General features: G+C 69.8%; 15 protein-coding genes. 13 read left to right on the top strand and 2 right to left on the bottom strand.

Going from position 1 to position 22295, the window contains the following annotated elements; translation table 11 throughout:
• Positions 1-26 precede the first annotated feature (26 nt).
• The 7 genes from ACZ5Z2_RS13530 (at position 27) to ACZ5Z2_RS13560 (ending at position 9091) form a co-directional block, all read left to right on the top strand.
• Positions 27-410: a GntR family transcriptional regulator gene (locus ACZ5Z2_RS13530; RefSeq protein WP_464759115.1), complete on the top strand. Its 384-nt coding sequence runs from the start codon at positions 27-29 to the stop codon at positions 408-410.
• 88 nt (positions 411-498) lie between these two features.
• Positions 499-1389, top strand: a complete 891-nt coding sequence (locus tag ACZ5Z2_RS13535) for an ABC transporter ATP-binding protein (protein WP_464759116.1) — start codon at positions 499-501, stop codon at positions 1387-1389.
• Positions 1386-2855: a hypothetical protein gene (locus ACZ5Z2_RS13540; protein WP_464759117.1), complete on the top strand. Its 1470-nt coding sequence runs from the start codon at positions 1386-1388 to the stop codon at positions 2853-2855. The genes ACZ5Z2_RS13535 and ACZ5Z2_RS13540 overlap by 4 nt, the downstream gene beginning before the upstream one ends.
• A 78-nt stretch (positions 2856-2933) precedes the next feature.
• Complete coding sequence (locus ACZ5Z2_RS13545) at positions 2934-4433, top strand: hypothetical protein (RefSeq protein WP_464759118.1); 1500 nt, start codon at positions 2934-2936, stop codon at positions 4431-4433.
• 9 nt (positions 4434-4442) lie between these two features.
• On the top strand, positions 4443-5945 hold the full coding sequence (locus ACZ5Z2_RS13550; protein ID WP_464759119.1) for a hypothetical protein: 1503 nt from the start codon (positions 4443-4445) through the stop codon (positions 5943-5945).
• 97 nt (positions 5946-6042) lie between these two features.
• A complete protein-coding gene (locus ACZ5Z2_RS13555; RefSeq protein WP_464759120.1) occupies positions 6043-6351 on the top strand; it encodes a hypothetical protein in 309 nt (102 codons plus the stop codon).
• Between the two features lie 73 nt (positions 6352-6424).
• Complete coding sequence (locus tag ACZ5Z2_RS13560) at positions 6425-9091, top strand: M16 family metallopeptidase (protein WP_464759121.1); 2667 nt, start codon at positions 6425-6427, stop codon at positions 9089-9091.
• 69 nt (positions 9092-9160) lie between these two features.
• On the opposite strand, the gene ACZ5Z2_RS13565 is transcribed toward ACZ5Z2_RS13560, so the two are convergent.
• Positions 9161-9628 carry a Dps family protein gene (locus ACZ5Z2_RS13565; RefSeq protein WP_464759122.1) on the bottom strand — a complete coding sequence of 156 codons (468 nt, stop codon included), beginning with the start codon at positions 9626-9628 and terminating at the stop codon, positions 9161-9163.
• 136 nt (positions 9629-9764) lie between these two features.
• Here ACZ5Z2_RS13565 and hrpA point away from each other — a divergent pair, with 136 nt between their 5' ends.
• The gene (hrpA, locus tag ACZ5Z2_RS13570) at positions 9765-13880 is read left to right on the top strand and encodes an ATP-dependent RNA helicase HrpA (RefSeq protein WP_464759123.1); all 4116 of its coding nucleotides are present in this window, start codon (positions 9765-9767) and stop codon (positions 13878-13880) included.
• Between the two features lie 210 nt (positions 13881-14090).
• Here hrpA and ACZ5Z2_RS13575 read toward each other — a convergent pair whose 3' ends face one another.
• Positions 14091-14570, bottom strand: a complete 480-nt coding sequence (locus ACZ5Z2_RS13575; RefSeq protein ID WP_464759124.1) for a hypothetical protein — start codon at positions 14568-14570, stop codon at positions 14091-14093.
• A gap of 112 nt (positions 14571-14682) precedes the next feature.
• Here ACZ5Z2_RS13575 and ACZ5Z2_RS13580 point away from each other — a divergent pair, with 112 nt between their 5' ends.
• The 5 genes from ACZ5Z2_RS13580 to ACZ5Z2_RS13600 all read left to right on the top strand — a co-directional run bounded on the left by ACZ5Z2_RS13580 (position 14683) and on the right by ACZ5Z2_RS13600 (position 22133).
• Positions 14683-16821, top strand: coding sequence for a RelA/SpoT family protein (locus ACZ5Z2_RS13580; RefSeq protein ID WP_464759125.1), 2139 nt, complete (start codon positions 14683-14685; stop codon positions 16819-16821).
• A gap of 215 nt (positions 16822-17036) precedes the next feature.
• On the top strand, positions 17037-18734 hold the full coding sequence (locus ACZ5Z2_RS13585; RefSeq protein ID WP_464759126.1) for a hypothetical protein: 1698 nt from the start codon (positions 17037-17039) through the stop codon (positions 18732-18734).
• Complete coding sequence (locus ACZ5Z2_RS13590) at positions 18734-19585, top strand: NAD-dependent epimerase/dehydratase family protein (RefSeq protein WP_464759127.1); 852 nt, start codon at positions 18734-18736, stop codon at positions 19583-19585. Before ACZ5Z2_RS13585 ends, ACZ5Z2_RS13590 begins: the two co-directional genes overlap by 1 nt.
• 779 nt (positions 19586-20364) lie before the next feature.
• On the top strand, positions 20365-21063 hold the full coding sequence (locus ACZ5Z2_RS13595; RefSeq protein WP_464759128.1) for a POTRA domain-containing protein: 699 nt from the start codon (positions 20365-20367) through the stop codon (positions 21061-21063).
• Positions 20952-22133, top strand: a complete 1182-nt coding sequence (locus ACZ5Z2_RS13600) for an autotransporter assembly complex protein TamA (RefSeq protein ID WP_464761711.1) — start codon at positions 20952-20954, stop codon at positions 22131-22133. The genes ACZ5Z2_RS13595 and ACZ5Z2_RS13600 overlap by 112 nt, the downstream gene beginning before the upstream one ends.
• Positions 22134-22295: the final 162 nt, after the last annotated feature.

The raw sequence follows: 22295 nt of genomic DNA on the forward strand, positions 1-22295 counted from the left end.
CCAAGTGTATTGTTGTATTGATACACATGGATGCCTCCCTGCTCACCATCCAACCCAACGCCCCCGAGCCGATCTACCGGCAGATCGTGGAGCAGTTGCGCCGCCTGATCGCCGGTGGCCAGCTCGACGCGGGTGAGCTGCTGCCCTCCGTGCGCGAGGTGGCCGGGTTCCACGCCATCAACCCGATGACGGTATCGCGCGCCTACGGCCTGGCCGAGTCCGAAGGACTGCTTGAGCGCCTGCGCGGCAAGGGCATGGCGGTGTCGGCCACGCGGCGCGCCAGCCAGAGCGAGCACCAGCGCCTCGCCCTTCTGGAACCGCAGATGCTGGAACTCGCGCGCCACGCGCGCGAACTGGAATTGCCCGCCGACCCGATCCTGCGCCGCCTGACCCGGCTGCTGGGAGAGTGAGATGAGCGCCGCCGGCCCCGCACAGAACACGCCCTTCCCTGCGCGCAGGGAAGGGAGCCACTCATGCCACCGACACGGGGGAAAACCCATGAACGCCATGCTTCGCGAAAACCCTGCCGCCGCGCCGCTGGCCGCCCGCGGACTGATCCACAGCTACGAAGGCAGCAACGTGCTGTGCGGCGTCGACCTCACGCTGGAACCAGGCAGCGTGCTGGGCCTGATCGGGCGCAACGGCGCGGGCAAGTCCACCTTGATCCGCGCCATGCTGGGCCTGCTCGAACCGCTCGCGGGCACAGCGACCGTGTTCGGCGAGCCGGCGCTGAAACTCTCCGACCGCGTCAAGGAACGCCTCGCCTACGTGCCGCAGCAACCCGAGGCGCTGGCCTGGCTCACGGCGCAGCAGATGCTGGATTTCGTCGGCCGCTTCTACCCGCGCTGGGACGCCGGCTTCGCGAAGAAGACGCTGGAGCGCTGGCAGATCCAGCCGAACAAGCTGCTGGCCAAGCTCTCGCCCGGCGAGCGCCAGCGCGTGGATCTGATCCGCGCGCTGGCCACGCAGCCGGAGCTGCTGGTGCTGGACGAACCGGCCGCCGCGCTCGATCCCGTCGCCCGCCGCGAACTGCTGCGCGAAGTGGCGCTGCGCGCCGGCGAGAGCGGCACCACGGTGCTGTTCTCCACGCATATCGTCTCCGACCTCGAACGCGTGGCCTCCGAGATCGCCTTCCTGCACGAAGGCCGCCTGCTGCTGCGCTCCAGCGTGGACGACACCAAGGAACGCTACGCCCGCCTGTGGCTGCCCGCGGCCAAGAGCGCCGCCGCGCCCACGCAGACGCTCAGTCGTCGCCGCCACGAGGACGGCAGCCTGAGCCTGGTGGTCGAACGCGACGCGCAAGGCCAGTGGCCTGCAGCCGCCGACCTGCCCGGCGCGCGCGTGGATGCGCTGGGGCTGGAGGATCTGTTCGTGGAGATCGCGGAGTGAGACTCGCCCGGCTGCTGCTGGCATTGCCATGGATGGCGCTGTCGAAGGACAGCCGCCGGCCCATCGCCATCCTCTGCGCAGTGTTCGCGGGGCTGACCGTGCTCGGCGCCGCATTCGCTGACATGGGCGGGAATGCCGGAACGCTGGCGGTCGCGCATGCCGTCCATCTCGTCGCCATGATGGACACCCTGTTCTGGGCCATGGCCATGTCGTCGTCGCTGCTGCTGTTGCGCACGGCCAACCGTCTGCGCATGCCCGCGCTGGAACGCGACGTCTGCGCCAGCCTGGCGCTGTATGCGGGCATCACCGTCGCGCTTCCCGCGCTGGCGCTGGGCGCACCTGGCAACCACGTCATGTTCGCGTTCGTCGAAATCGCGCTGGGTGCGGGCCTGGGCCTGGCTTACGCCTCGCTGCCCGCCATCGCGGGGGTTCTGGTCTGCCTCATCCCCTCGATGTCCGGAAGCGTCCTGGCAAGCTGGCTGCCCATGCCGGCCCAGTCCATTGACGGTTTCCTGGCCTGGGCAAGCCCATGCACGGCGCTGCTGTGGCTGGCCGTCGCCGGATTCTGGCGCAGCGCCGCGCGACGCGACGACGGACTGGATGGCGTCCGCAAGCCGATCCTGTTGGCCTTGCGCAGCAAGGCCTGGTACGGCCATGCCGCCGGCCAACACGCGGAAACCCAGGCCTTGCGCAGGCGTTGGCGCTGGCTGCGGGCCGAGGCCAGCCTGCACGGCAGCGGCCCCGGTCATGCCGTCGCCAGCCTGCGCGTGGCGCTCGGCGGCTGGGCCATGCCGCAAACCCCTGCCAGCCGGACACGCCATGTCGCCGGCTTGCTGTTCACCCTCGTTCTCGTCGCCGTATTCGTGTGGCTGAGCGCGCACGGCAACCGCAAGCCCGACGACGGCATCAGCATGGCGTTGATCTACGTCGGCATCGCCGGCCCGTTGTTTGCCCAGATCCAGACCATGGCCTTGCAACGTCGCTGGGCCAGCGAGCGCGCCGAGCTGCCGCTGCTGGCCTTGCTGCCGGGCCTGGGCAACCGTGTCGAAGTCAAGCGCAACCTGTTGCGGGCCTGCCTGTTGCCAGGCTTCGGCACGCAATGCCTGTTGCTGGCCGCCAGCCTGGGGGTGGCCGCATGGTTGCGGCTTGGCGGCCTGGGCTGGGCCATGGTGACGCTCGATCAACTGCTTGGCATGGGCATGCTGCTGGCCTTCGCCCTGGCCACGCTGGGCGGTCTGCCCATGGGTGGCTGGGGCCGCAAGGGCTTCCTGCTTGGCGCCATCCTTGTCGTCAGCACCAGCGGCGGCATGGCCGCCACGGCCATCAACTCGCCCACCGTCGTACGCAGCATCCTGCTGGCGATGGTCGTGGTCTGGGCGGCACTGCTGGTTCCACTCGTGAACCTGGCCTGGCGCGGATGGCGCGCCTTCCGGCATCGCCCGCATCCGTTCCTCCCGGCGGCTTGAACCATGTCCATGCCACGCCCCTCCGCTCACGCCCCCATGCGTTGCCCATCGGCCCGCACGGCACGATTCGACCGGGACATGCGAATGAACCTCTGGCAATTGCTGTTACTGCCCTGGATGGCGTGGTCGAAGCGCACGCGCGGCCTCATCGCATGGGCGACGCTGGTGATCGTCGGCATCGCTGTGATCGGCCACGCTCTGAGCCATCGCCCCGATGTGGGGCACCTCGGGTTGACGCACGCGCTTGCCATCATCGACTGCGTGCTCTGGGGTTTTGTGCTGCCGCGCAGCCTGCTGCTGGCGAACGACGCGCACCGCCTGCGCCTGCCCACGCTCGCACGCGCGGCGGCAACCAGCACCGTGCTGTACGCCATGCTCACCGTCGCCCTGCCGACCGCCGTGCTGGCGCTGCTGGGCGGCAACGGCGTGGTGGCCTTGACCGAGCTGGCGCTGGGCGCGGGTATCGGCATGGGCTATGCGACGCTGCCCTACTGGCTGGGATTCTGGGCCTGCCTCACGCCCACGCTCGACAACCATGCCGGCGGCTGGCTGCCGATGCCGGGCAGTGATCCGGGCGGCTTCGTGCACTGGGCCGCGCCGGCGGCGGTCGTGCTGTGGCTGGCGGTCGCGTGGTGCTGGCGCTACGCCGTGCGCAGCACCGGCGAGGCCTCGCGTTGGCGCACGTCGACGGTGCTGCGCTGGCGCACGTTCGCCGCCATGGGCAGGAGCGGCGCCAGGATGGAGGCCGAACTGCTGCGCCGTCGCGCCGGCTGGTTGCAGCCCGGCATCGACCTGCGCGGCACCGGGCCGGGCCGGCTCGTCGGCAGCCTGCGTGTCGCCCTGGGCGGTTGGGGCATGCTGCAGACGACGCGCAGCCGCTTGCGTCAGGCCGGCCGGCTTTCGCTCAGCCTGCTGTTCATGCTGGCGCTCATCGCGCTGCTTCGCTACACATCCCACGACACGCTGCGCGATGCCGCCTATGCGACCGTGCTGTCCATGCTGACCAGCTTGCCGGCCATCGCCTTCGCCCTCGCCCTGTTCGGCATCGTGCTTGGCCCGGTGCAGGCGGAGGCCTTGCGCACTCGCTGGAGCCGCGACAACGCCGAGCTGGCCGTACTGGCGCTGCTGCCCGGTTTCGTCGATGCCGCCGGCGCCAGGCGCGCCCTGCTTGCCGCCGGCCTGCTGCCGACGCTGCTGGTGCAGGCGGCGCTGCTCGCCGGCGCGCTGGGCTCGGCCTGGTGGGCGCATCTGCCCGCCATCAACCTGGGCTTGCTGCTGCTCGCCCAGGGCGCCGGTCTGCTCGCCACCGTCGCGCTGTCGGTGGCCGCGCTGGGCGGCACGATGCTGCGACGCCTCTGGCAGAGCGTGCTCACCATCGCCGCCACCGTGCTCATGCTCACGACCGCCGGCGCGGCGCTGCTGGCCTTCGGCAACAACGCCTTTGCGCCGTACCTCGTCGCCTCGCCGACCTTCTTCGCGCTGTGGGCCGCGCTGCTCGTGACCCTGCTGGCCATCGGCCGGCGCGGCTGGCATGCCTTCCAGCATCGCCCGCATCCCTTCCTGCCCAACGCCCTCTGAGTCATCACGATGAGCCTGCCCTTCTCCCTGTGGTTGCCCTGGCACACCGTGCACCGTTCGCTGCGTTGGCTGGGCGGCGGGCTCGGCTCGCTGCTGTGCGTGGCGGGCGTAGGCGTGGCCGCTTATGTGGGCGGCACGCATGGCTGGCGTTACGGGATGATGCTGTACGCCTTCGGCGTGGGTTACTTCTGGATGTGCGTGATGGCCTGCCTGATGTTGGTGGCCATCGACGCGCGGCGGCTGCGGCTGTCCGGCATCGGGCGATCCATCACCGGCAGCCTGCTGTTGTATGGGTTGGTTTCGGTGGCCGTGCCGCTGGCGATCTTCGTGCCGCTGGGCGGCGATGCGGCCACCGTCGCGCTGGTGGCGGCGCTGGCGGCGAGTGCCGGGTTGGCTTCGCCGCTGTTGCCGCGCTATTTCACCCTGCTGCTCGGCTTTCTGCCGGCGCTGGCCATAGGCGTGCGGCATCCCATGCATGTTCCCTTTCCCGGCCAGCCGGGCTTCGTGCCGCTGGGCCTGGCGATACTCGTCGCGTTGATAGCGGCCTGCGCCTTCTGCTGGTGGCGACTGCTGCGTGCCGAGGCGCCGGCGGAAACCGGACTGGGCAGCGCGATGGTGTTGCAGTACCGCCGCAACGGCGGCATGGGCGGCATGAACGGCGGACTGCTGGGTGCCGCGCTGCATGATCGCGCGACGGCGGCAAGCGGCGCGCGCCTGTCCCGCACGGCACCCGCGATCCGACTCGACGGCATCGGCCCGAACACGCCGGTGCGAGCGCTGCGCGTGGCGCTGGGCGAACACCTCGCGCCGCAGACGCTGCGCGGCCAGGCGCGGCGCTTCGCGCGCATCGGACTGCCGCTGCTGCTGTTCATTCCCGCGATGGCGGCCATGCAGGCCGGCGAAGCGCATGGCGACGTGCTGCACAAGGTGATGCTCGGCGTGGGCATCAACGTGGTCGGCTGGCTGGGCCTGATGGGCGGCATCGCCCTGATGGCGATGGGCAGCCTGCTGCCGTGGACACGCTGGCGGCGCACCAATGCCGAGCTGCCGTTGCTGGCACTGCTGCCCGGCCTGGGCCACGCTGGCGCGCTGCGCCGCGACCTGCTGCGCGCCGCGCTTGGACGGCCGCTGGCATTGCAGGCCCTGCTGCTGGCGCTGGTGCTGGGAACCGCGCTCGCCATGCGCGCCAGCCCCTCGCTGTTGCTGCTCGTCACGCTGGGCCAGCTCGGCTGCGCCGCCGTGGTGGTTGCGGTCACGCTGGACACGTTCGGCGGCAAGGCACTCCCAGGCTGGGGCGTGGGCCTGCTGCTGACCGGCATGGGCCTGCTGGTATCCGCAAGTACTTTCGCGCCCCTGTTCGCTACGCTGGGCAGGCATGCGCAGTTGCTGGGGGAAGGCAGCGTCGCCGTGCTCGCCATCGCCTGGGCTACGGCCGCCGTGGTTCTGCTGTGGCTGGGGCGGCGCGGCTGGCGTGGCCTGCAGGCACGGCCGCATCCATTCCTGGCCAACTGAACCGGATCAACGCCGCAGTGGAGACAACGTATGGAACAGATCGTCCGATGGTTCGCCATGGAAAGCACATGACAACGTCCGCGACGCAGGCCCGTCCATGAGCTTCGTCGGCATCAAGGGTTTGCAGCGCGACTACGGACTGTCCTTCGCTACCGCCGAGGCCATCCTGCGCGAGCAGACGGCACTGGCGCGCAGGCACTACCGCCCGTGGTTCACGCTCGGCGGCATCGGCCTCGCCGTCGCGCTGGCCGGCGCCTTCGTCGTGGCCAGGCCCTTTTCAAATATTCCGTTCGATTTCGTCTTTCCCTGCGCGTGCCTGTGCACCGGCATCGGGGAACTGCTGGCCCGCCGCCGTGCCCGGGCGCCCATCCGCGCCGCGGCCCGCGCCGCCGCACAGGCCGATTGAGCGCACACGTTTTCGCCGCAAAACCCGGACGCTGGGGGGCGTCCGTCTCATCCGACAACACCAAGGAATAGAGATGAAGAAACAAGCTCTGCAACTGGCCGCCGCCATCGGCCTGGCCCTCACTGCCGGCAGCGCGATGGCCGCGACGAACGACGCCGACGTCACCCGCGCCACGCTGGACAACGGCCTGCGCGTGGTGATCGTGCGCGACACGCTGGCGCCGGTGATCACCACGGAGATGAACTACCTCGCCGGTTCCGACGAGGTGCCCGCGGGCTTTCCCGGCACCGCGCATGCGGTGGAACACATGATGTTCCGCGGCAGTCCGGGCCTGAGCAAGGATCAGCTCGCCGCGATCGCGGCGAACATGGGCGGCGCCTTCAACGCCGACACCACGCAGAGCGTGACGCAGTACTACTTCGTGGCGCCGGCGCAGGATCTCGACGTGGCGCTGCACGTGCAGAGCCTGCGCATGCGCGGCGTGGACATGGCCCCGAAGGAGTGGGACAAGGAGCGCGGCGCGATCACGCAGGAGGTGATGCGCGACCTTTCCAGCCCCGACTTCAAGTTCTACTCGCAGTTGCTGGCGCAGATGTTCGCCGGCACACCCTACGCGCACACGCCGCTGGGCACGCGCGATTCCTTCGCCAAGACCACGGCGGCGATGCTGAAGAACTTCCACGACACCTGGTACGCGCCGAACAACGCGATCCTGGTGATCGCGGGCGACGTCGATCCCGCCGCCACGCTGGCGAAGGTGAAGCAGGAGTTCGGCGACATCGCGAAGAAGACGCTGCCGACGCGGCCCGCGTTCGACTTCAAGCCGGTGGTGGCGAAGACCGTGCAGTTGCCCACCGACGCGCCGTACGGCTCGGTGTACCTCGGCTATCGCTTTCCGGGCCTCACCTCGGCTGAGCACGCCACCGCGCTGGTGCTGAGCAGCGCCCTGGGCTCGCAGCGCGCCGCACTGGCCGGCATGCGCTTCGACGGCACCGCGCTGTTCGGCGGCTTCTTCGGCGACTCGATGCCGCAGGCCGGCGTGGGCATGGCGGTGGGCATCTTCCCCAAGGGCGGCAACCCGCAGCCCATCCTCGCGAAGATGCAGTCCATCCTCGCCGAGGCGGCGAGCAAGGGCATCGATCCGGCGCTGGTGGACGCGGCCAAGCGCAAGGCGATTTCCGACCTCGAATTCAAGAAGAACTCGGTGGACGGCCTCGCCAACGCCTGGTCGCAGGCGCTGGCCTTCCAGGATGCCGAGTCGCCCGACGCGATCAAGGCCGCCATCGAGGCGGTGACGCCGGCCGCGGTGAACGCGCTGGCCAAGCGGGTCTTCGACCCCGCGCACGCGATCACCGCCATCCTCACGCCGGAAAGCTCGGGCAAGCCGGTGGCGGGCAAGGGCTTCGGCGGCGCGGAGAGCTTCGCCTCCAGCCCCGACAAGCCGGTGCAACTGCCGGCATGGGCGGAGCAGGCGTTCGCGAAACTGAGCGTGCCCGACTCCTCGCTCAAGCCGGTGAGCTACACCCTGCCCAACGGCCTCAAACTGATCGTGCAGCCCGAATCCATCAGCGACACGGTGGAACTCTACGGCAGCATCAAGACCAACGAGGATCTGCAGGCGCCCAAGGGCGAGGAAGGCGCAGCCGACGTGCTGGCCAGCCTGTTCCCGTTCGGCACCGAGCACATGAACCGCCTGCAGTTCCAGGCGGCGCTGGACGCGATCGGCGCCCACGAAAGCGCCGGCTCCCGCTTCTCGCTGGCGGTGCCCTCGGCGCATTTCGACGAAGGCGTGAAACTGCTCGCCGACCATGAACTGCATCCCGCGCTGCCCGCGCAGGCGTTCCCGCTGGTGCAGAAGCAGATCGCCGGCATGATGGCCGGCGTGCTGCAGTCGCCCGACTTCCTCTACCAGCAGGCCCTGGGCAAGGCGCTGCTGCCGGCGGACGACGCCTCCCTGCGCCACGCCACGCCGCAGAACGTGATGGCGCTGACGCTGGACAAGGTGAAGCAGTACTACGCGCAGACCTTCCGCCCCGACCTCGCCACCATCGTCGTCGTGGGCAAGGTCGATCCCGCGCAGGCGAAGCAGGTGATCGAGCAGGCCTTCGGCGGCTGGAAGGCCACCGGGCCGAAGCCCGACACCGACTACGCCGCCGTGCCCGCGAACAAGCCCGGCAAGCTGCACGTGCCCGACGCCAGCGCGGTGCAGGACAGCGTGGACATGGCGCAGACCATCGCCATCACCTACGACGACCCGGCGCGCTACGCCATCAACCTCGGCAACCAGGTGCTCGGCGGCGGCTTCTACGCCTCCCGCCTCACCCGCGACCTGCGCGAGAAGCACGGCCTGGTCTACACCGTGGGCGTGGGCCTGGATGCGGACAAGCATCGCGGCACCTACAAGGTGTATTTCGGCTGCGACCCCGACAAGGTCGGCGCGGCCAGCGCGCTGGTGGTGCAGGATCTCAAGCAGATGCAGCAGGCGCCGGTGACCGGCACCGAACTCATGCAGGCCAAGGGCATCCTGCTGCGCCGCATCCCGCTGGGCGAATCCAGCTTCAATGCGATCGGCGGCCAGCTGCTCACGCTGTCGCAGCAGGGCAAGCCGCTGGATGCGATGACCGTCGCCGGCCAGCACTACCTTGCGCTGACCGCGCCGGAAGTGCAGCAGGCATTCGCCAAGTACGTGCGGCCCGAGGGGCTGGTTACCGCGGTGAAGGGGCCTGCGCCGAAGGACTGAAACGGCGCAAGATGCCCAAACGGAAAGGCCCGCCATCGGCGGGCCTTTCCTTGTCGGCACGACGGCTGCTCACTTCAGCAGCGAGCGCAGCATCCACGCCGTCTTCTCGTGCGCCTTCAGCCGGCCGGTGATCATGTCGGCGCTGCCTTCGTCGCCCGCCTTGTCGGCTACCTTGATCGCCGCGCGCGCGGTGTGCGCCACGATCTCGTGGCCTTCCACCAGCTGGCTCACCATCTCCTTCCACTCGGGCACGCCGGATTCCTCCTTGATCGAGCTGAGCCTGGCGAACTGGCTGTAGGAGCCGGGCGCGAACACGTCCAGCGTGCGGATGCGCTCGGCGATCTCGTCGGCGGCCAGCCACAATTCGTTGTACTGCGCCTCGAACATCGCGTGCAGGCTGTTGAACTGCGGGCCGGTGACGTTCCAGTGGAAGCTGTGGGTCTTGAGGTAGAGCGAGTAGGTGTCGGCCAGCAGCTTGGACAGCTGTTTCGCGGTGGTTTCGCGATCCTTCTTGGCAATGCCGATGTTCGAGGCCATGGTGTTCTCCCGTGCGGTGAGTGATGGGATCACGGTAACAACGTGCCGGCCGCGGCGGAAATGAATCCTCGCAATGCAGCCGATAGCACGAGCCTATCGAGCGGAATGTAAGCCAACCGTTATCATGCGCGGCTGCATGAACGACATGAACCGCCCGCCGACCACCCAATCCACGCTGCGCGACCTGCGCCGCGCGCTCGACGGCGTGTGCAGCCGCGACTTCGGCCGCCTGCTGGGGCGCTGGCGCGGACTGTCGAAACACGCCGACGACAGGAAGCTGGCGACGCTGGCCGCCGACATCGAAACCTCCGCCGCGAAGCGCCGCGCGCGCGCCGAGGCCAAGCCCGCGATCCGCCTGGACGAATCGCTGCCGATCACGGCGCGCGCCGACGAGATCGTCAAGCTGATCCGCGAGCACCAGGTGGTGGTGATCGCCGGCGAAACCGGTTCGGGCAAGACCACCCAGCTGCCCAAGCTGTGCCTCGCCGCCGGCCGCGGCGAAGCCGGGCTGATCGGCTGCACCCAGCCACGCCGCCTCGCCGCGCGCTCGGTGGCGCGCCGCGTGGCGGAGGAACTCGGCACCCAGCTCGGCGACCAGGTGGGCTTCCAGGTGCGCTTCACCGACCAGGTGAGCGAACGCACGCTGGTGAAGTTCATGACCGACGGCATCCTGCTCGCCGAGACGCAGGGCGACCCGTGGCTGTCGGCCTACGACACCCTGATCATCGACGAGGCGCACGAGCGCAGCCTCAACATCGACTTCCTGCTCGGCTACCTCAAGCGGCTCGCCGCGAAGCGACCCGAGCTGAAGATCATCGTCACCTCGGCCACCATCGACACCGCGCGCTTCGCCGAGCACTTCGGCGGCGCGCCGGTGGTGTCGGTGGAAGGCCGCGCCTATCCGGTGGAACTGCGCTGGCGCCCGGTCGCCGACACCGGCGAACGCATGCAGCAGGGCAGCGCCGAGCACATCGCCGCGGTGCTGGACGAGATCGTGGCCGATCGCAGCCTCGGCGGCGGCCCCGGCGACGTGCTGGTGTTCCTGCCCGGCGAGCGCGAGATCCGCGACGCCCACCTGCTGCTGTCGCGGCGGCAGTACCGCGAGACCGAGATCCTGCCGCTGTACGCGCGCCTCTCCGCCACCGACCAGGATCGCGTGTTCAAGCCCGGCCCGAAGCGCCGCGTGGTGCTGGCGACCAACGTGGCCGAGACCTCGCTCACCGTGCCGCGCATCCGCTACGTGGTGGACACCGGCAGCGCGCGCGTGAAGCGCTACAGCCAGCGCAGCCAGCTCGAACGCCTGCACGTCGAACCCGTCTCGCAGGCCGCCGCCGACCAGCGCAAGGGCCGCTGCGGTCGTATCGGCCCCGGCATCTGCTACCGCCTGTACGACGAGGCGGATTTCGCCGCGCGCAACGCCTTCACCGATCCCGAGCTGCTGCGCTCCTCGCTGGCCAACGTGATCCTGCGCATGCTGGCGCTGAAGCTGGGCGAGGTGGACGACTTCCCCTTCCTCGACGCACCCGACCCGCGCGTGGTGGCCGACGGCTACCGCCGCCTCGCCGAGATCGGCGCCATCGACGCGGCGCGCACGCTCACCGCCATCGGCCGCACGCTGGCCAAGCTGCCGATCGACGTGCAACTGGCGCGCATGCTGGTGGAAGCCGAGAAGCTGCACGCGCTGCGCGAACTCCTCACCATCGTCGCCTTCCTCAGCATCCAGGATCCGCGCGAACGCCCCGCCGACGCACGCCAGCAGGCCGACGCCGCGCACGCCGCCTTCGCCGACCCGAAATCCGACTTCGTCGGCGTGCTGAACCTGTGGCACGAGTACGACCGGGCGCACGAGGAACTCACGCAATCGAAGCTGCGCGACTGGTGCTCGCGGCACTTCCTCAGCTTCATGCGCATGCGCGAGTGGCGCGAGCTGCACCGGCAATTGCTGCTGGTGGTGCAGGAGCTGGGGTGGAAGCTGGGTGTCCCCTCTACCCAGCAGGGAGGCCGTGCCGTTTCCCCCTCTCCCCTCCGGGGAGAGGGCCGGGGTGAAGGGCCGAGCTTGCGAAGCGATGGAAAGAACAGGCGCGCTTCGCACGAGCGCTCACGCGAGCACCCACCCCTCACCCCAACCCTCTCCCCGAAGGGGAGAGGGGGCGAACGCGAGGAGCGCGGTATCAATGAAGAGGGTGCGGCGGCCCGTCTCTTCGAGACGACCCACCGCGCCCTCCTGGCCGGCCTCCCCACCCAGGTCGGCCGCAAGGACGAACGCGGCATCTTCCAGGGCACGCGCGAGCGCAAGTTCCAGGTCTTCCCCGGCTCCGCGCTGGCGAAGGTTCCGCCGAACTGGGTGTTCGCCGCACAGATCCTCGACGTGGGCGGCAAGGTCTGGGCGATGATGTGCGCGCGCATCGAACCCGCCTGGATCGAGCAGCAGGGCGCGCACCTGCTGAAGTCCAGCTGCCGCGACGCGCACTGGTCGCGGAAGCGCGGCTGCGTGGTGGCCTACGAGCAGGTGAGCCTGTTCGGCCTGAACCTGGTCGAGCGCCGCGCGGTGACGTTCGAGAAGCAGGATCCCGCGCTGGCCCACGAGATCTTCCTGCGCGAAGCGCTGGCGCGCGGCGACATCGAGGCGCGCGCCGATTTCGTGCGCGCCAACCAGCGCGTGCTGGAGGATGCGCAGGGCATCGAGGCGAAGCAGCGCCGCGAGGGGCTGATCCGCCACGAGGACGAACTGGTCGATTTCTTCCGCGGCAAACTGCCCGAAGACATCTCGTCCAGCCGTGCATTGGACGCGTGGTACTGCCACGCGCGCTCCGCCGAGCAGGCCGCGCTGCGCTGGTCGCTGGATGATGTGATGGTGGGCGGCGCGGGACTCGATCCAAAGGCGTTTCCCGCGGCGCTGGCCATCGTGCCGATGGCCACCGGCGAGGCGCCGGCGGCGACGCAGCGCTACCGTCTCGAATACCGCTTCGTGCCCGGCGACGAGGCCGACGGCGTCACCCTGCACCTGCCGCTGGCGATGCTCAACGCCCTGCCCCCCGCGCGCTGCGAATGGCTGGTGCCCGGCCTGCTCGCCGACAAGGCGGCGGAGCTGATCCGCGGCCTGCCCAAGGCGCTGCGCCGCAACTTCGTACCCGCGCCGGACTTCGCGCGCGCCTTCGCCGAGGCCGAGGCGCCGCGCGACGAGCCGCTGACCAAGGCGCTGGCCGGCTTCCTCAAGCGCGCCACCGGCGTCGCAGTCGACGCCGGCGAATTCGCCGCCATCGAACTCGCGCCGCACTACCTGATGCGCTATCGCGTGCACGACGAAAGCGGCCGCACGCTGGCCGCCGGCCGCGACCTCGCCGCGCTACGCGCCGAATGGGAAGGCCGCGCACGCGAGGCGTTCTCGAAGAAGACCGACGTGGAACTCACCCGCGAGGACGTCACCGCGTGGGACTTCGAGGAGATCCCGCGCGAAGTGCGCTCCAGCGGCGGCCTGCTCGCCTTCCCCGCCCTGGTCGACCTCGGCGACGCCGTGGCGCTGCGCGTGTTCGAGCGTCGCGACGAAGCCGCCGACGCGCATGTGGCCGGCGTGCTGCGCCTGCTGCGCAACGCGCTGGCCAGCGACCTGAAACAGGCGCGCCGGCGCCTGCCCATCGCCAACCCGCTGGCGCTGAAATACGCGCCGCTGGGCGGCGTGGACGGCCTGCGCGAAGACCTAGCCGAAGGCGGCTTCGCCGACCTCGTCGCGCGGCTCGACCTCGACGCGCGCAGCGCCGGTGCCTTCGAAGCGCTGCGCACGCAGGCCGCGCGCGAACTGTTCGGCTGCGCCATCGAGCGGCTGAAACTCGCCGAACCCGCCATCGAGGCGCAGGCTGAGCTGAGGCCGTGGATGCAGCCGCCGCTGCTGGGCTTCGCGCGCGCCAGCTATGACGACCTACGCGAGCAGCTCGACGCCCTGCTCGCCCCCGGCTTCCTGCGCGACCTGCCGCTGGCGCGGCTCGCGCACTACCCGCGCTACCTCAAGGCCATGCGCCTGCGCGGCGAGCGCCTTCGCCAGGATCCCGCGAAGGATCAGCAGCGCATGCTGCAGGTGCTGCCCTACTGGCGCGAATACCTGAAGCATCGCGCCGCCGGCGACGCGAACCTCGACGAACTGCGCTGGTTGATCGAGGAATGGCGCGTATCGCTGTTCGCGCAGGAACTGAAGACCGCGGAGCCGGTGTCGGCGAAGCGCCTGGCGAAGATTCTGGAGTCGATCATCTCGGCGTGATCTGCGCCGTCACTTCGTGAAGCAGTGCCATTATTACCACGATCAATATCAACAGCAGATCCAAGTAAGTTCCAAGCATGGCATACCACTGCACGAAATCAGCCAGCAATTAGCGCACCTGCTACGTTTAAGCTATCGATAGTCCATGCCCCGGACATGATGCCGCCAGCGACCAGTACCAGCAGTTATCGAAACCATTGCATGCGACACTCAGCGAACTCGTTCAACGTGAACGTCGCCATTGCAGCCATCCACATACATCAGCCAGCTACCGAATAGCGAAGGCTTAAGCTTCACCTTAGGGTTATCGGAAGCCATGCACTCTGGTGCATCAGAGCCAGCTTGCTTCCACACTTGGCCATCGTCTAAGGTGAACTGGCTCCGCCCTTGCCAACCGGTGAAATGCCCCTTGATGCGCGTGTCGATCTTCTGACGCTTAATATTGTCCGGATAGAACACCGGCTTGCCACTGGAACTAACTACACGTGTCTTCACCATCGGGTGCTCCATCAGCCACCTATCGAGATGCGCCAGCTCCTGACTGCTCAATTTACCCAGGCCGGATGCCTTGAAATCGGTGGTACTCATGCGCTGCTTCAACCCGTTCACCTCTTGCGCGTGAACCGACAGCACGGATAGCGGCAATACAAACAGAAGCGATAGTGAGGAGATACGGAAGCGGATTTTCATAGGCTGGCTCTGTTACGGCAATAAGGGCAACGGCACAATTCTGCGACCAGAGGGCGCCGAAGCCAAGCATCGCCGACATGCCTAGAATGGGCATCCCCGCGCCATTCCCGTGATGACCAAGCACCCGCCACCCGCCCCCCTGCAAGCCTGGCGCGACCGCGCCGGCACGCTGCCGCCCGCGTTGGCCGCGGCGCTGGACGCCTGCATGGAGCGCGCGGTGGATCAGGCCGAGTGCGCCGACGTGCTCGACCTGCTGGCGATGATGGGCTGCGACGCGCCCACGCAGGCGGCGGCGCTGTGGTTTGCCGCATCGCGCGCGGATGCCGCCCTGTGGCAGGCCGAGTCGCCGCGCCTGCCGGAAGACGTGCGCCGGCTGGTGGAAGGCCAGCAGGCCGCCGAGCAGGTGTGGGCGCTGCACGCGCAACGCACGCAGGACAGCGGTTCCGAGGGATTGCGCCGGTTGCTGCTGGCGATCATCCGCGACCTGCGCGTGGTGTTCGTGCTTCTGGCGCGCCAGCTCGCGCGCCTGCGCGCGGCGGCGACGCTGCCCGAGGCCGAGCGCACGGAGCTGGCCCGGCTCACCCGCGACATCCACGCGCCACTGGCCAACCGCCTCGGTATCTGGCAGCTCAAGTGGGAGCTGGAAGACCTCGCCTTCCGCCATCTGCAGCCGGACACCTACAAGCGCATCGCCAAGCTGCTCGACGAGCGCCGCGCCGACCGCGAGGCCTTCATCCGCGAATCGCTGGACGAGCTGGGCCGCGCGCTCGCCGCCGCCGGCATCAAGGCCGAGCTGGCCGGCCGGCCCAAGCACATCTATTCCATCTGGAAGAAGATGCAGAAAAAGGGCGTGGAGTTCGCCGAGCTGTACGACATCCGCGCGGTGCGCGTGCTGGTGGACACGGTAGCCGACTGCTACGCCGCGCTGGGCGTGGTGCACACGCTGTGGCCGCACCTGCCGCGCGAGTTCGACGACTACCTCGCCCGGCCCAAGGGCAACGGCTACCGCTCGCTGCACACTGCGGTGATCGGCCCGCGCGACAAGACGCTGGAAGTGCAGATCCGCACCCACGAGATGCACCGCGCCAACGAACTCGGCGTGGCCGCGCACTGGCGCTACAAGGAAGGCGGCGGCGCCGACGCCGAGTTCGAGGCCAAGGTCGCCTGGATGCGCAAGCTGCTGGACACGCGCGGCGAGGACGAAGGCACCCTGGCCGCCGACCTGCGCACCGAGCTGATGGAGGATCGCGTCTACCTGCTCACCCCGCGCGGCGAGGTGGTCGATCTGCCGCACGGCGGCACCGTGCTGGACTTCGCCTACCACGTGCACACCGAGGTGGGCCACCGCTGCCGCGGCGCCAAGGTCAACGGCCGCATCGTGCCGCTCACCTTCCAGCCGCAGAGCGGCGACCGCGTGGAGATCCTCACCGCGAAGCAGGCCGAGCCCAGCCGCGACTGGCTGTCGCCGCACCACGGCTACCTCAACAGTTCGCGGGCGCGCGACAAGGTGCGCGCCTGGTTCCGCCGGCTGGCGCACGACGCCAACCTCGCGGTGGGCCGCGTGATGTTCGAGCGTGAACTCAAGCGCCTCGCCCTGCCCGAGATCGACCTGGCGAAGCTGCCCGCGCACTTCCACCTGAAGACGCAGGACGAGCTGCTGGTGGCGCTGGCGCTCAACGAAATCAGCACGGGGCAGGTGGCGCGCGCGCTGCAGGACATCGCGCAGCCGCTGGAAGAAGAAGACGCCATGCCGCTGGCGCCCGCGCGGCCGGCGCCGGCACGCGACCCCGGCGCGCTCAGCATCGAGGGCATCGGCAACCTGCTCACCACGCTGGCGCGCTGCTGCCAGCCGCTGCCCGGCGACGCGGTGCGCGGCTTCATCACCCGCGGCCGCGGCGTGTCGGTGCACCGCGCCGACTGCGCCAGCCTCGCGCGGCTGGCGCGGCGCGATCCCGACCGCGTGATCGAAGTGACCTGGGGCAAGGCCAATGCGCAGGCCTACGAAGTCGACGTCGAACTGCGCGGCTACGACCGCAAGGGTCTGCAGAAGGACGTCGCCGGCGTCATCAGCAACGCCGGCACGCCCATCCTCGCTTCCTCCAGCCGCGCCATCGCCAGCAGCGGCGAGGTGGAGATGCGCTTCGCCCTGCGCGTGCGCGACTTCGAGCAGCTGTCCACCCTGCTCGGCCGCCTGCTGGCGCTGCCGAACGTGCTGGAAGCGCGCCGCATCGGCGGTGCCCGCGCATCCTGAACGCGTGTTCGCGCACGGCGCGGTGATGGAGTAGTGCGCTGCTAAGCTGCGAAGCATTGCTTTGGCTCGTCATCCCGGCGCAGGCCGGGATCCAGTCACGTAAAACGCCAAGGCACTGGATGCCGGCTTGACCAGCCATTCGGCTGTTGAGAAGCGCCTCGCCGGCATGACGAACTGAAGAACCCATCATCAACTTTTCACGATTTGCCGAACCCATGAGCGGACGCCGCGACCAGCACGAACCCGACCAGCGCGGACGCACCGAACCCACGCTGGGCAACCTCGACCAGCTCGACGCGCCGCCGCGCGACATGCCGCCGCGCGACGGCTTGCCGTCGATGAAGATCGAACCGCGCAACGCGCGCGCGCCGGCACCGCCACCGCGCAAGCGCCGCGGCTGGCTGGTGCCCGTGCTGGTGCTGCTGGCCCTAGCGGTGGGCGCGATGTGGTACGGGCGCAGCTATCTGAGCAACAACCTGCTGCCACGCACCGAACTCAACGACGTGCTCGGCCGCGCGCAGCAGGCGCTGGCCGCCGGCCATCTGGACGGCCACGACGGCACCAGCGCGCGCGAGCTGTTCCAGGCCGCGGTGGCGCTGGAACCGGACAACGACATCGCGCACGACGGCCTGCATCAGGTCGGCATGGCCGAACTCTCGCAGGCCGACGCCGCGCTGCAGGCCGGGCAGCTCGACGCGGCCGCGCAGAAGGCCGCGGTGGCGCGCGAGCTGCTGGGCGGCGGCAGCGACGTCGACCATCTCGACCGAGCGATCGCCGCCAGGCGCGCCTCGCAGGTACAGCTTTCGACCCTGGTGGATCAGGCGCAGCAGGCCTTCGCCGCCGGCCAATATGGCGGCGACCACGGCGCCGGCGCGCTGTACCGGCAGGCGCTCACCGCCGATCCCGGCAACGCGGTGGCGCACCACGGCCTCGACCAGGTCGGCGACGCGCTGGCCGCGCAGGCGCGGAAAGCCATCGACGCCAACGACGGCGCCAGTGCCGATGCCGCCATCCAGCAACTCGCCGCGCTGCAACCGAACAACGCCGCCCTGCCCGGCCTGCGCGCCGCGCGCGCGCAGGCAACCCAGCAGGACAACGCCGCACTGGACGCGGCGCTCCAGCAGGGCGACGACGCGCTGCGCGCCGGCCGCATCGACGGCTCCGGCGACGACACTGCGCTGGCGCACTACAAGGCCGCGCTGGCGCTGAGCCCGGACAACCCGCAGGCGCAGGCCGGCCTGGGCAAGGTGGCACAGGCGCTCACCGTGCAGGCCAGCGCGGCGATGGATGCCGGCGACGCCGCGCAGGCGGGCAAGCTGCTCGACAGCGCCGCGGGGCTGGCGCCGAAGTCCGCCGACCTCGCCGCCGCACGTGCGCGCCTGCAAGGCATGCGGCAAGCGCCCGCGGCCACCGGCGCGCCGGCGAACGACGACCAGGACATCGCGCCCGCTGCCGTGGCCGCCCCCACTCCGCAGCAAAGCGCGCAGATCGCACGCCTGCTGCAGCAGGCGCAGGCCGCCACGCAGCGCGGCGACATCATGATGCCGCCCGGCAACTGCGCCTACGACCTCTACCGCAACGCGCTGGCCATCGACGGCAACAACGCCGCCGCGCTGCAGGGCTTGCAGGCGTTGCCCGGCGCGGTGCTGCAACTGTTCAATCGCGCGCTGTTCTCGGGCGACCTCGTCCGCGCCGGCCAGATGCTGGACAACCTCGCCAATCTCTCGCCCGGCGACGCGACGCAAAACACCCTGCGCCAACGCCTTGCCGGCGCATGGCTGGATCAAGCCGACCGGCAACTCGCCGGCGGCGACCGCATCGGCGCCATGCAGTCGCTGCAACAGGCGCGCAAGCTGGCGCCGAACCTGCCACGCGCGCAGGATCTCGCGGCGCGCATGCAAGCGGGTACGTGATGCCGGTGCTCGTTTTCGGCGGCAGCAGCCAGATCGGCCACTTCCTGCTGCCGCGCCTGCTCGCCCGCGGCGCATCGGTGACGGCATTGAGCCGCCGCGCGCGCGCCTCGCAGCCCGGCCTGCACTGGCTGCAAGGCCAGTTGCCCGATGCGCTGCCGCGCGAACTGCCGCATCCGGTCGCCATCGTCAGCTTCGGCCCGCTCCTGCCGTTCGCCGAGTGGCTGTCGCGCGCGGACTTCGGCAGCGAGCCGCCGCGCGTGGTCGCCACCAGCTCGATGAGCGCGGAAACCAAGCGCGACTCCGGCGTGCCGGCCGAACGCGCCATTTCGCAGCAACTGCGCGACGGCGAACAGGCGCTGGCCGCCGCCTGCGCGCGCCACGGCGCGCCGTGGACGGTGCTGCGCCCCACGCTCGTCTACGGCGCGGGACTGGACAAGAGCCTCAGCCCGATCGCCCGCCGCGCCTGGCGCACACGCGTCTTCCCGCTGCCCGCCGGCCATGGCATGCGCCAGCCGGTGCACGCCGACGACATCGCGCTCGCCGTGCTCGCCGCGCTGGACTGCCCCGCCAGCGCGGGGCGCGTCATCCCCATCGGCGGCGGCGAACGCCTCAACGCCGGCGAAATGTTCGCCCGCGTCCGCCAGACCCTGCCCCACGCCAACCTGCCGGTTCCGCTGCCGCCATGGCTGCTGCACGCAGGGCAACGCTTCGCGCCGGCGAAACTGCGCGGGCCGCTGCAACGACTCGATGCGGATCTCGTCGCCGACAACGGCGAACTCGAACGCCTGCTCGGGGTGCGGCCGCGACCGTTCCAGGTCGAGGCGGGGATGTGGTTTCCCGCGAAGGGGTGAGGCTTGCGGGTATTCCGCAAGTTTCAAAGCGGTTTCGTGCCGCTGCCGCGGCCCGAGTTCCTTTCTCTTTGCGTGCCCAAAGAGAAAGGAACCAAAGAGAAACGGCACCCCGATGGCGCGCCCTCCAGGCATTCCCGGATCGAGTCCGGGACAGGCTCTGCCTTCCGGGTGCGCGGGTGGGCTGCGGGGTTTTTCGACGGGATTCCTGTCCCGGCGAAAAACTGGCCCGCATCCCTGCGGGCCATCCTGCGGACTTTCCTCCACCCGCCCGCCGCGCCATAGGGGCCCCGGGTAGAGCAGCGCGCTCCAAGCGCGCACTTTCAGAAAAAGCAAAAGCAAGAACCAACGACAAAAGCCAAAGCGCTGCGCGCTTGCGGCGCTTCGGCTTTTGCCTGTGCTTCTGGCGCGCACGATGCGCGCCTGCTCTTCCGGGGCCCCTCGGCGGCGGTGAGGCGGGGACGACCAGGCCGCGCAGCGGGCGTTGCCAGGGATGGCAACGCCTTTTCGCGCGGGCAGGAGCCCGCTCGAAAAGCCCGGCCTCGGCTCACGGACTTTCCGCCCATGGATGGGCGGAAAGCGCTGCCGCGGGGTGGCCTTCTCTTTTGGCTACTTTTCTCTTGGCCACGCAAGAGAAAAGTAGCTCGGCCGCCGGCAGGCGGACGAAACCGCTCTGAATCCTGCACAAGCACACACGCCAACCGCGGATTCATCCGCCACCCATCCCACTTCGGTAAGCTGTCCCAACCCACGCCCAAACCCACGAGGACGGATCCCCCCGCATGCGTCGCACCTCCCTGCTCGCGCTGCCGCTGCTGGTGTTCGCAACGCTCGCGCAGGCTGGCGTGCAACTGGTGGTGCGCGGCGTGGACGAACCGCTGCAGCAGGCGATCAGCGCGTCGGTGGGACTGTCGCAATACGCGCACCGCGACGTCAGCGACGCGCAGATGCGCCGCCTGTACGCGCAGGCGCCGGCACAGGCCAGGGCGGCGCTGGAGCCTTACGGCTACTACGACGCGGATGTCGCGCCGCAACTGCAGCAGGTCGGCAAGGACTGGAAGGTGACGCTGGACGTGCGCACCGGCGAGCCGGTGAAGGTCGCCACGGTGGTCGTGCAACTTGACGCCGAGGCGCTGGCGCTGCCCTCGATCCGCCACGCACGCGGCGCGCTGACGCGCATGCGCGGCAAGCAGCTGGATCACGCCGGCTACGACGCCGCGCGCGATGCGCTGTCGGCCGCGCTCACTGCGAGCGGCTTCCTCGACGCCAAGCTGACGACGCACCGCGTGGAAGTGGACACAGCGCAGCGCAGCGCAGCGCAGCGATCAAGCTGGCATGGCAGGTGGGCCGGCGCTATCGCTATGGCGCGGTGCGCTTCGAAGGTTCGCAGTTCGACGAGGGCTTCCTGGAACGCTACGTTCCGTTCAAGCCCGGCGACTACTTCGACCAGGATCAGCTGCTGCAATTGCAGCAGGCGTTGAACGGCGCCGACTACTTCGCCGTGGTCAACGTGCTGCCGCAGATCGACGAGAAGGCCGACGGCAAGATCGACATCGAGGTGCAACTGGCGCCGGCGAAGCGCTCGATCTACACCGGCGGCCCCTTCATCGGCACCGACACCGGCTTCGGCGTGCGCGGCGGCGTGGAGCGGCGCTGGGTGAACCGGCGCGGCCACAAGTGGAAGAACGAACTGGTGCTGGCGCAGCGGCTGAAGACCCTGTCCACGCTGTATTCCGTCCCGCTGCCCGGCGACGACCAGCGCAGCCTGAACTTCGGCGCCAACTACCGCGACGCGAACACCGACACCTCGCAGTCGCGCACGCTGGAGCTGGTCGCCAACGAGACGCAGCTCTGGCACGGCTGGACGCGCACCGTGGGCCTGCACGCGCTGTCCGGCACCTTCACCGTGGGCAAGCGCGGCAGCGAGCCGGACAGCACGCCCGGCATCGAGCACGGCAGCAGCACCCTGCTGTTCGCCGAGGCGTCGCTGTCGCGCAAGCGGGCGGACAACTACGACTTCGTGCACGACGGCTGGTCGCTGAGCTTCGCGGCGCGCAGCACGGCCGGCGGCCTGCTTTCCTCGGCCAGCTTCAGCCAGCTCACCGCGGACGCGAAGTGGATCCACGCGTTCGGCGCGAAACGGCGCAACCGGCTGATCCTGCGCGGCAGCGCCGGCAAGACCTGGACCGACGACTTCGCCGCGCTGCCGCCGCAGCTGCGCTTCTTCGCCGGCGGCGACCGCTCGGTGCGCGGCTACGGCTTCCAGTCGATCGGCCCGGAGAACGGCTACGGCCGCGTGATCGGCGGCAACAACCTGCTGGTCGCCAGCGCCGAGGTGGAGCACTACTTCACCCGCAACTGGGGCATCGCCACCTTCCTCGACGCCGGCAACGCCTTCGACGCCGTCGACTACCGGCCGAAACTCGGCACCGGCATCGGCGTGCGCTGGCGCTCGCCGGTGGGCATGATCCGGGTGGATCTGGGCACGCCCATCCACGACTCGCAGCGCCATGGCGTGATGCTGCACCTCGTCATCGGGCCGGATCTGTGAGCGGGCGATCCCGCGCCCGCTCACAGGCGGCCCACGGATGGGCCGCACCTGCCGCAGCCGCTCCGTGGCTGCGGCAGGGAGCCATGCCCGCAAAGCGGGCATGGCGAGCCGAAGCACGGGCAGGAGCCCGTGCTTCGGCATCAGCAAAGGCCCTGGCTTCGA

This window comes from Rhodanobacter sp. G1, assembly GCF_055397855.1.

Excerpts from the sequence above, each read along its gene's own strand:
- hrpA (WP_464759123.1), top strand. The coding sequence starts at position 9,765 with ATGAACGACATGAACCGCCCGCCGACCACCCAATCCACGCTGCGCGAC.
- ACZ5Z2_RS13555 (WP_464759120.1), top strand. The coding sequence starts at position 6,043 with ATGAGCTTCGTCGGCATCAAGGGTTTGCAGCGCGACTACGGACTGTCC.
- ACZ5Z2_RS13590 (WP_464759127.1), top strand. The coding sequence starts at position 18,734 with ATGCCGGTGCTCGTTTTCGGCGGCAGCAGCCAGATCGGCCACTTCCTG.
- ACZ5Z2_RS13580 (WP_464759125.1), top strand. The coding sequence starts at position 14,683 with ATGACCAAGCACCCGCCACCCGCCCCCCTGCAAGCCTGGCGCGACCGC.
- ACZ5Z2_RS13530 (WP_464759115.1), top strand. The coding sequence starts at position 27 with ATGGATGCCTCCCTGCTCACCATCCAACCCAACGCCCCCGAGCCGATC.
- ACZ5Z2_RS13535 (WP_464759116.1), top strand. The coding sequence starts at position 499 with ATGAACGCCATGCTTCGCGAAAACCCTGCCGCCGCGCCGCTGGCCGCC.
- ACZ5Z2_RS13585 (WP_464759126.1), top strand. The coding sequence starts at position 17,037 with ATGAGCGGACGCCGCGACCAGCACGAACCCGACCAGCGCGGACGCACC.
- ACZ5Z2_RS13545 (WP_464759118.1), top strand. The coding sequence starts at position 2,934 with ATGCGAATGAACCTCTGGCAATTGCTGTTACTGCCCTGGATGGCGTGG.
- ACZ5Z2_RS13565 (WP_464759122.1), bottom strand. The coding sequence starts at position 9,628 with ATGGCCTCGAACATCGGCATTGCCAAGAAGGATCGCGAAACCACCGCG.
- ACZ5Z2_RS13575 (WP_464759124.1), bottom strand. The coding sequence starts at position 14,570 with ATGAAAATCCGCTTCCGTATCTCCTCACTATCGCTTCTGTTTGTATTG.
- ACZ5Z2_RS13560 (WP_464759121.1), top strand. The coding sequence starts at position 6,425 with ATGAAGAAACAAGCTCTGCAACTGGCCGCCGCCATCGGCCTGGCCCTC.
- ACZ5Z2_RS13595 (WP_464759128.1), top strand. The coding sequence starts at position 20,365 with ATGCGTCGCACCTCCCTGCTCGCGCTGCCGCTGCTGGTGTTCGCAACG.
- ACZ5Z2_RS13550 (WP_464759119.1), top strand. The coding sequence starts at position 4,443 with ATGAGCCTGCCCTTCTCCCTGTGGTTGCCCTGGCACACCGTGCACCGT.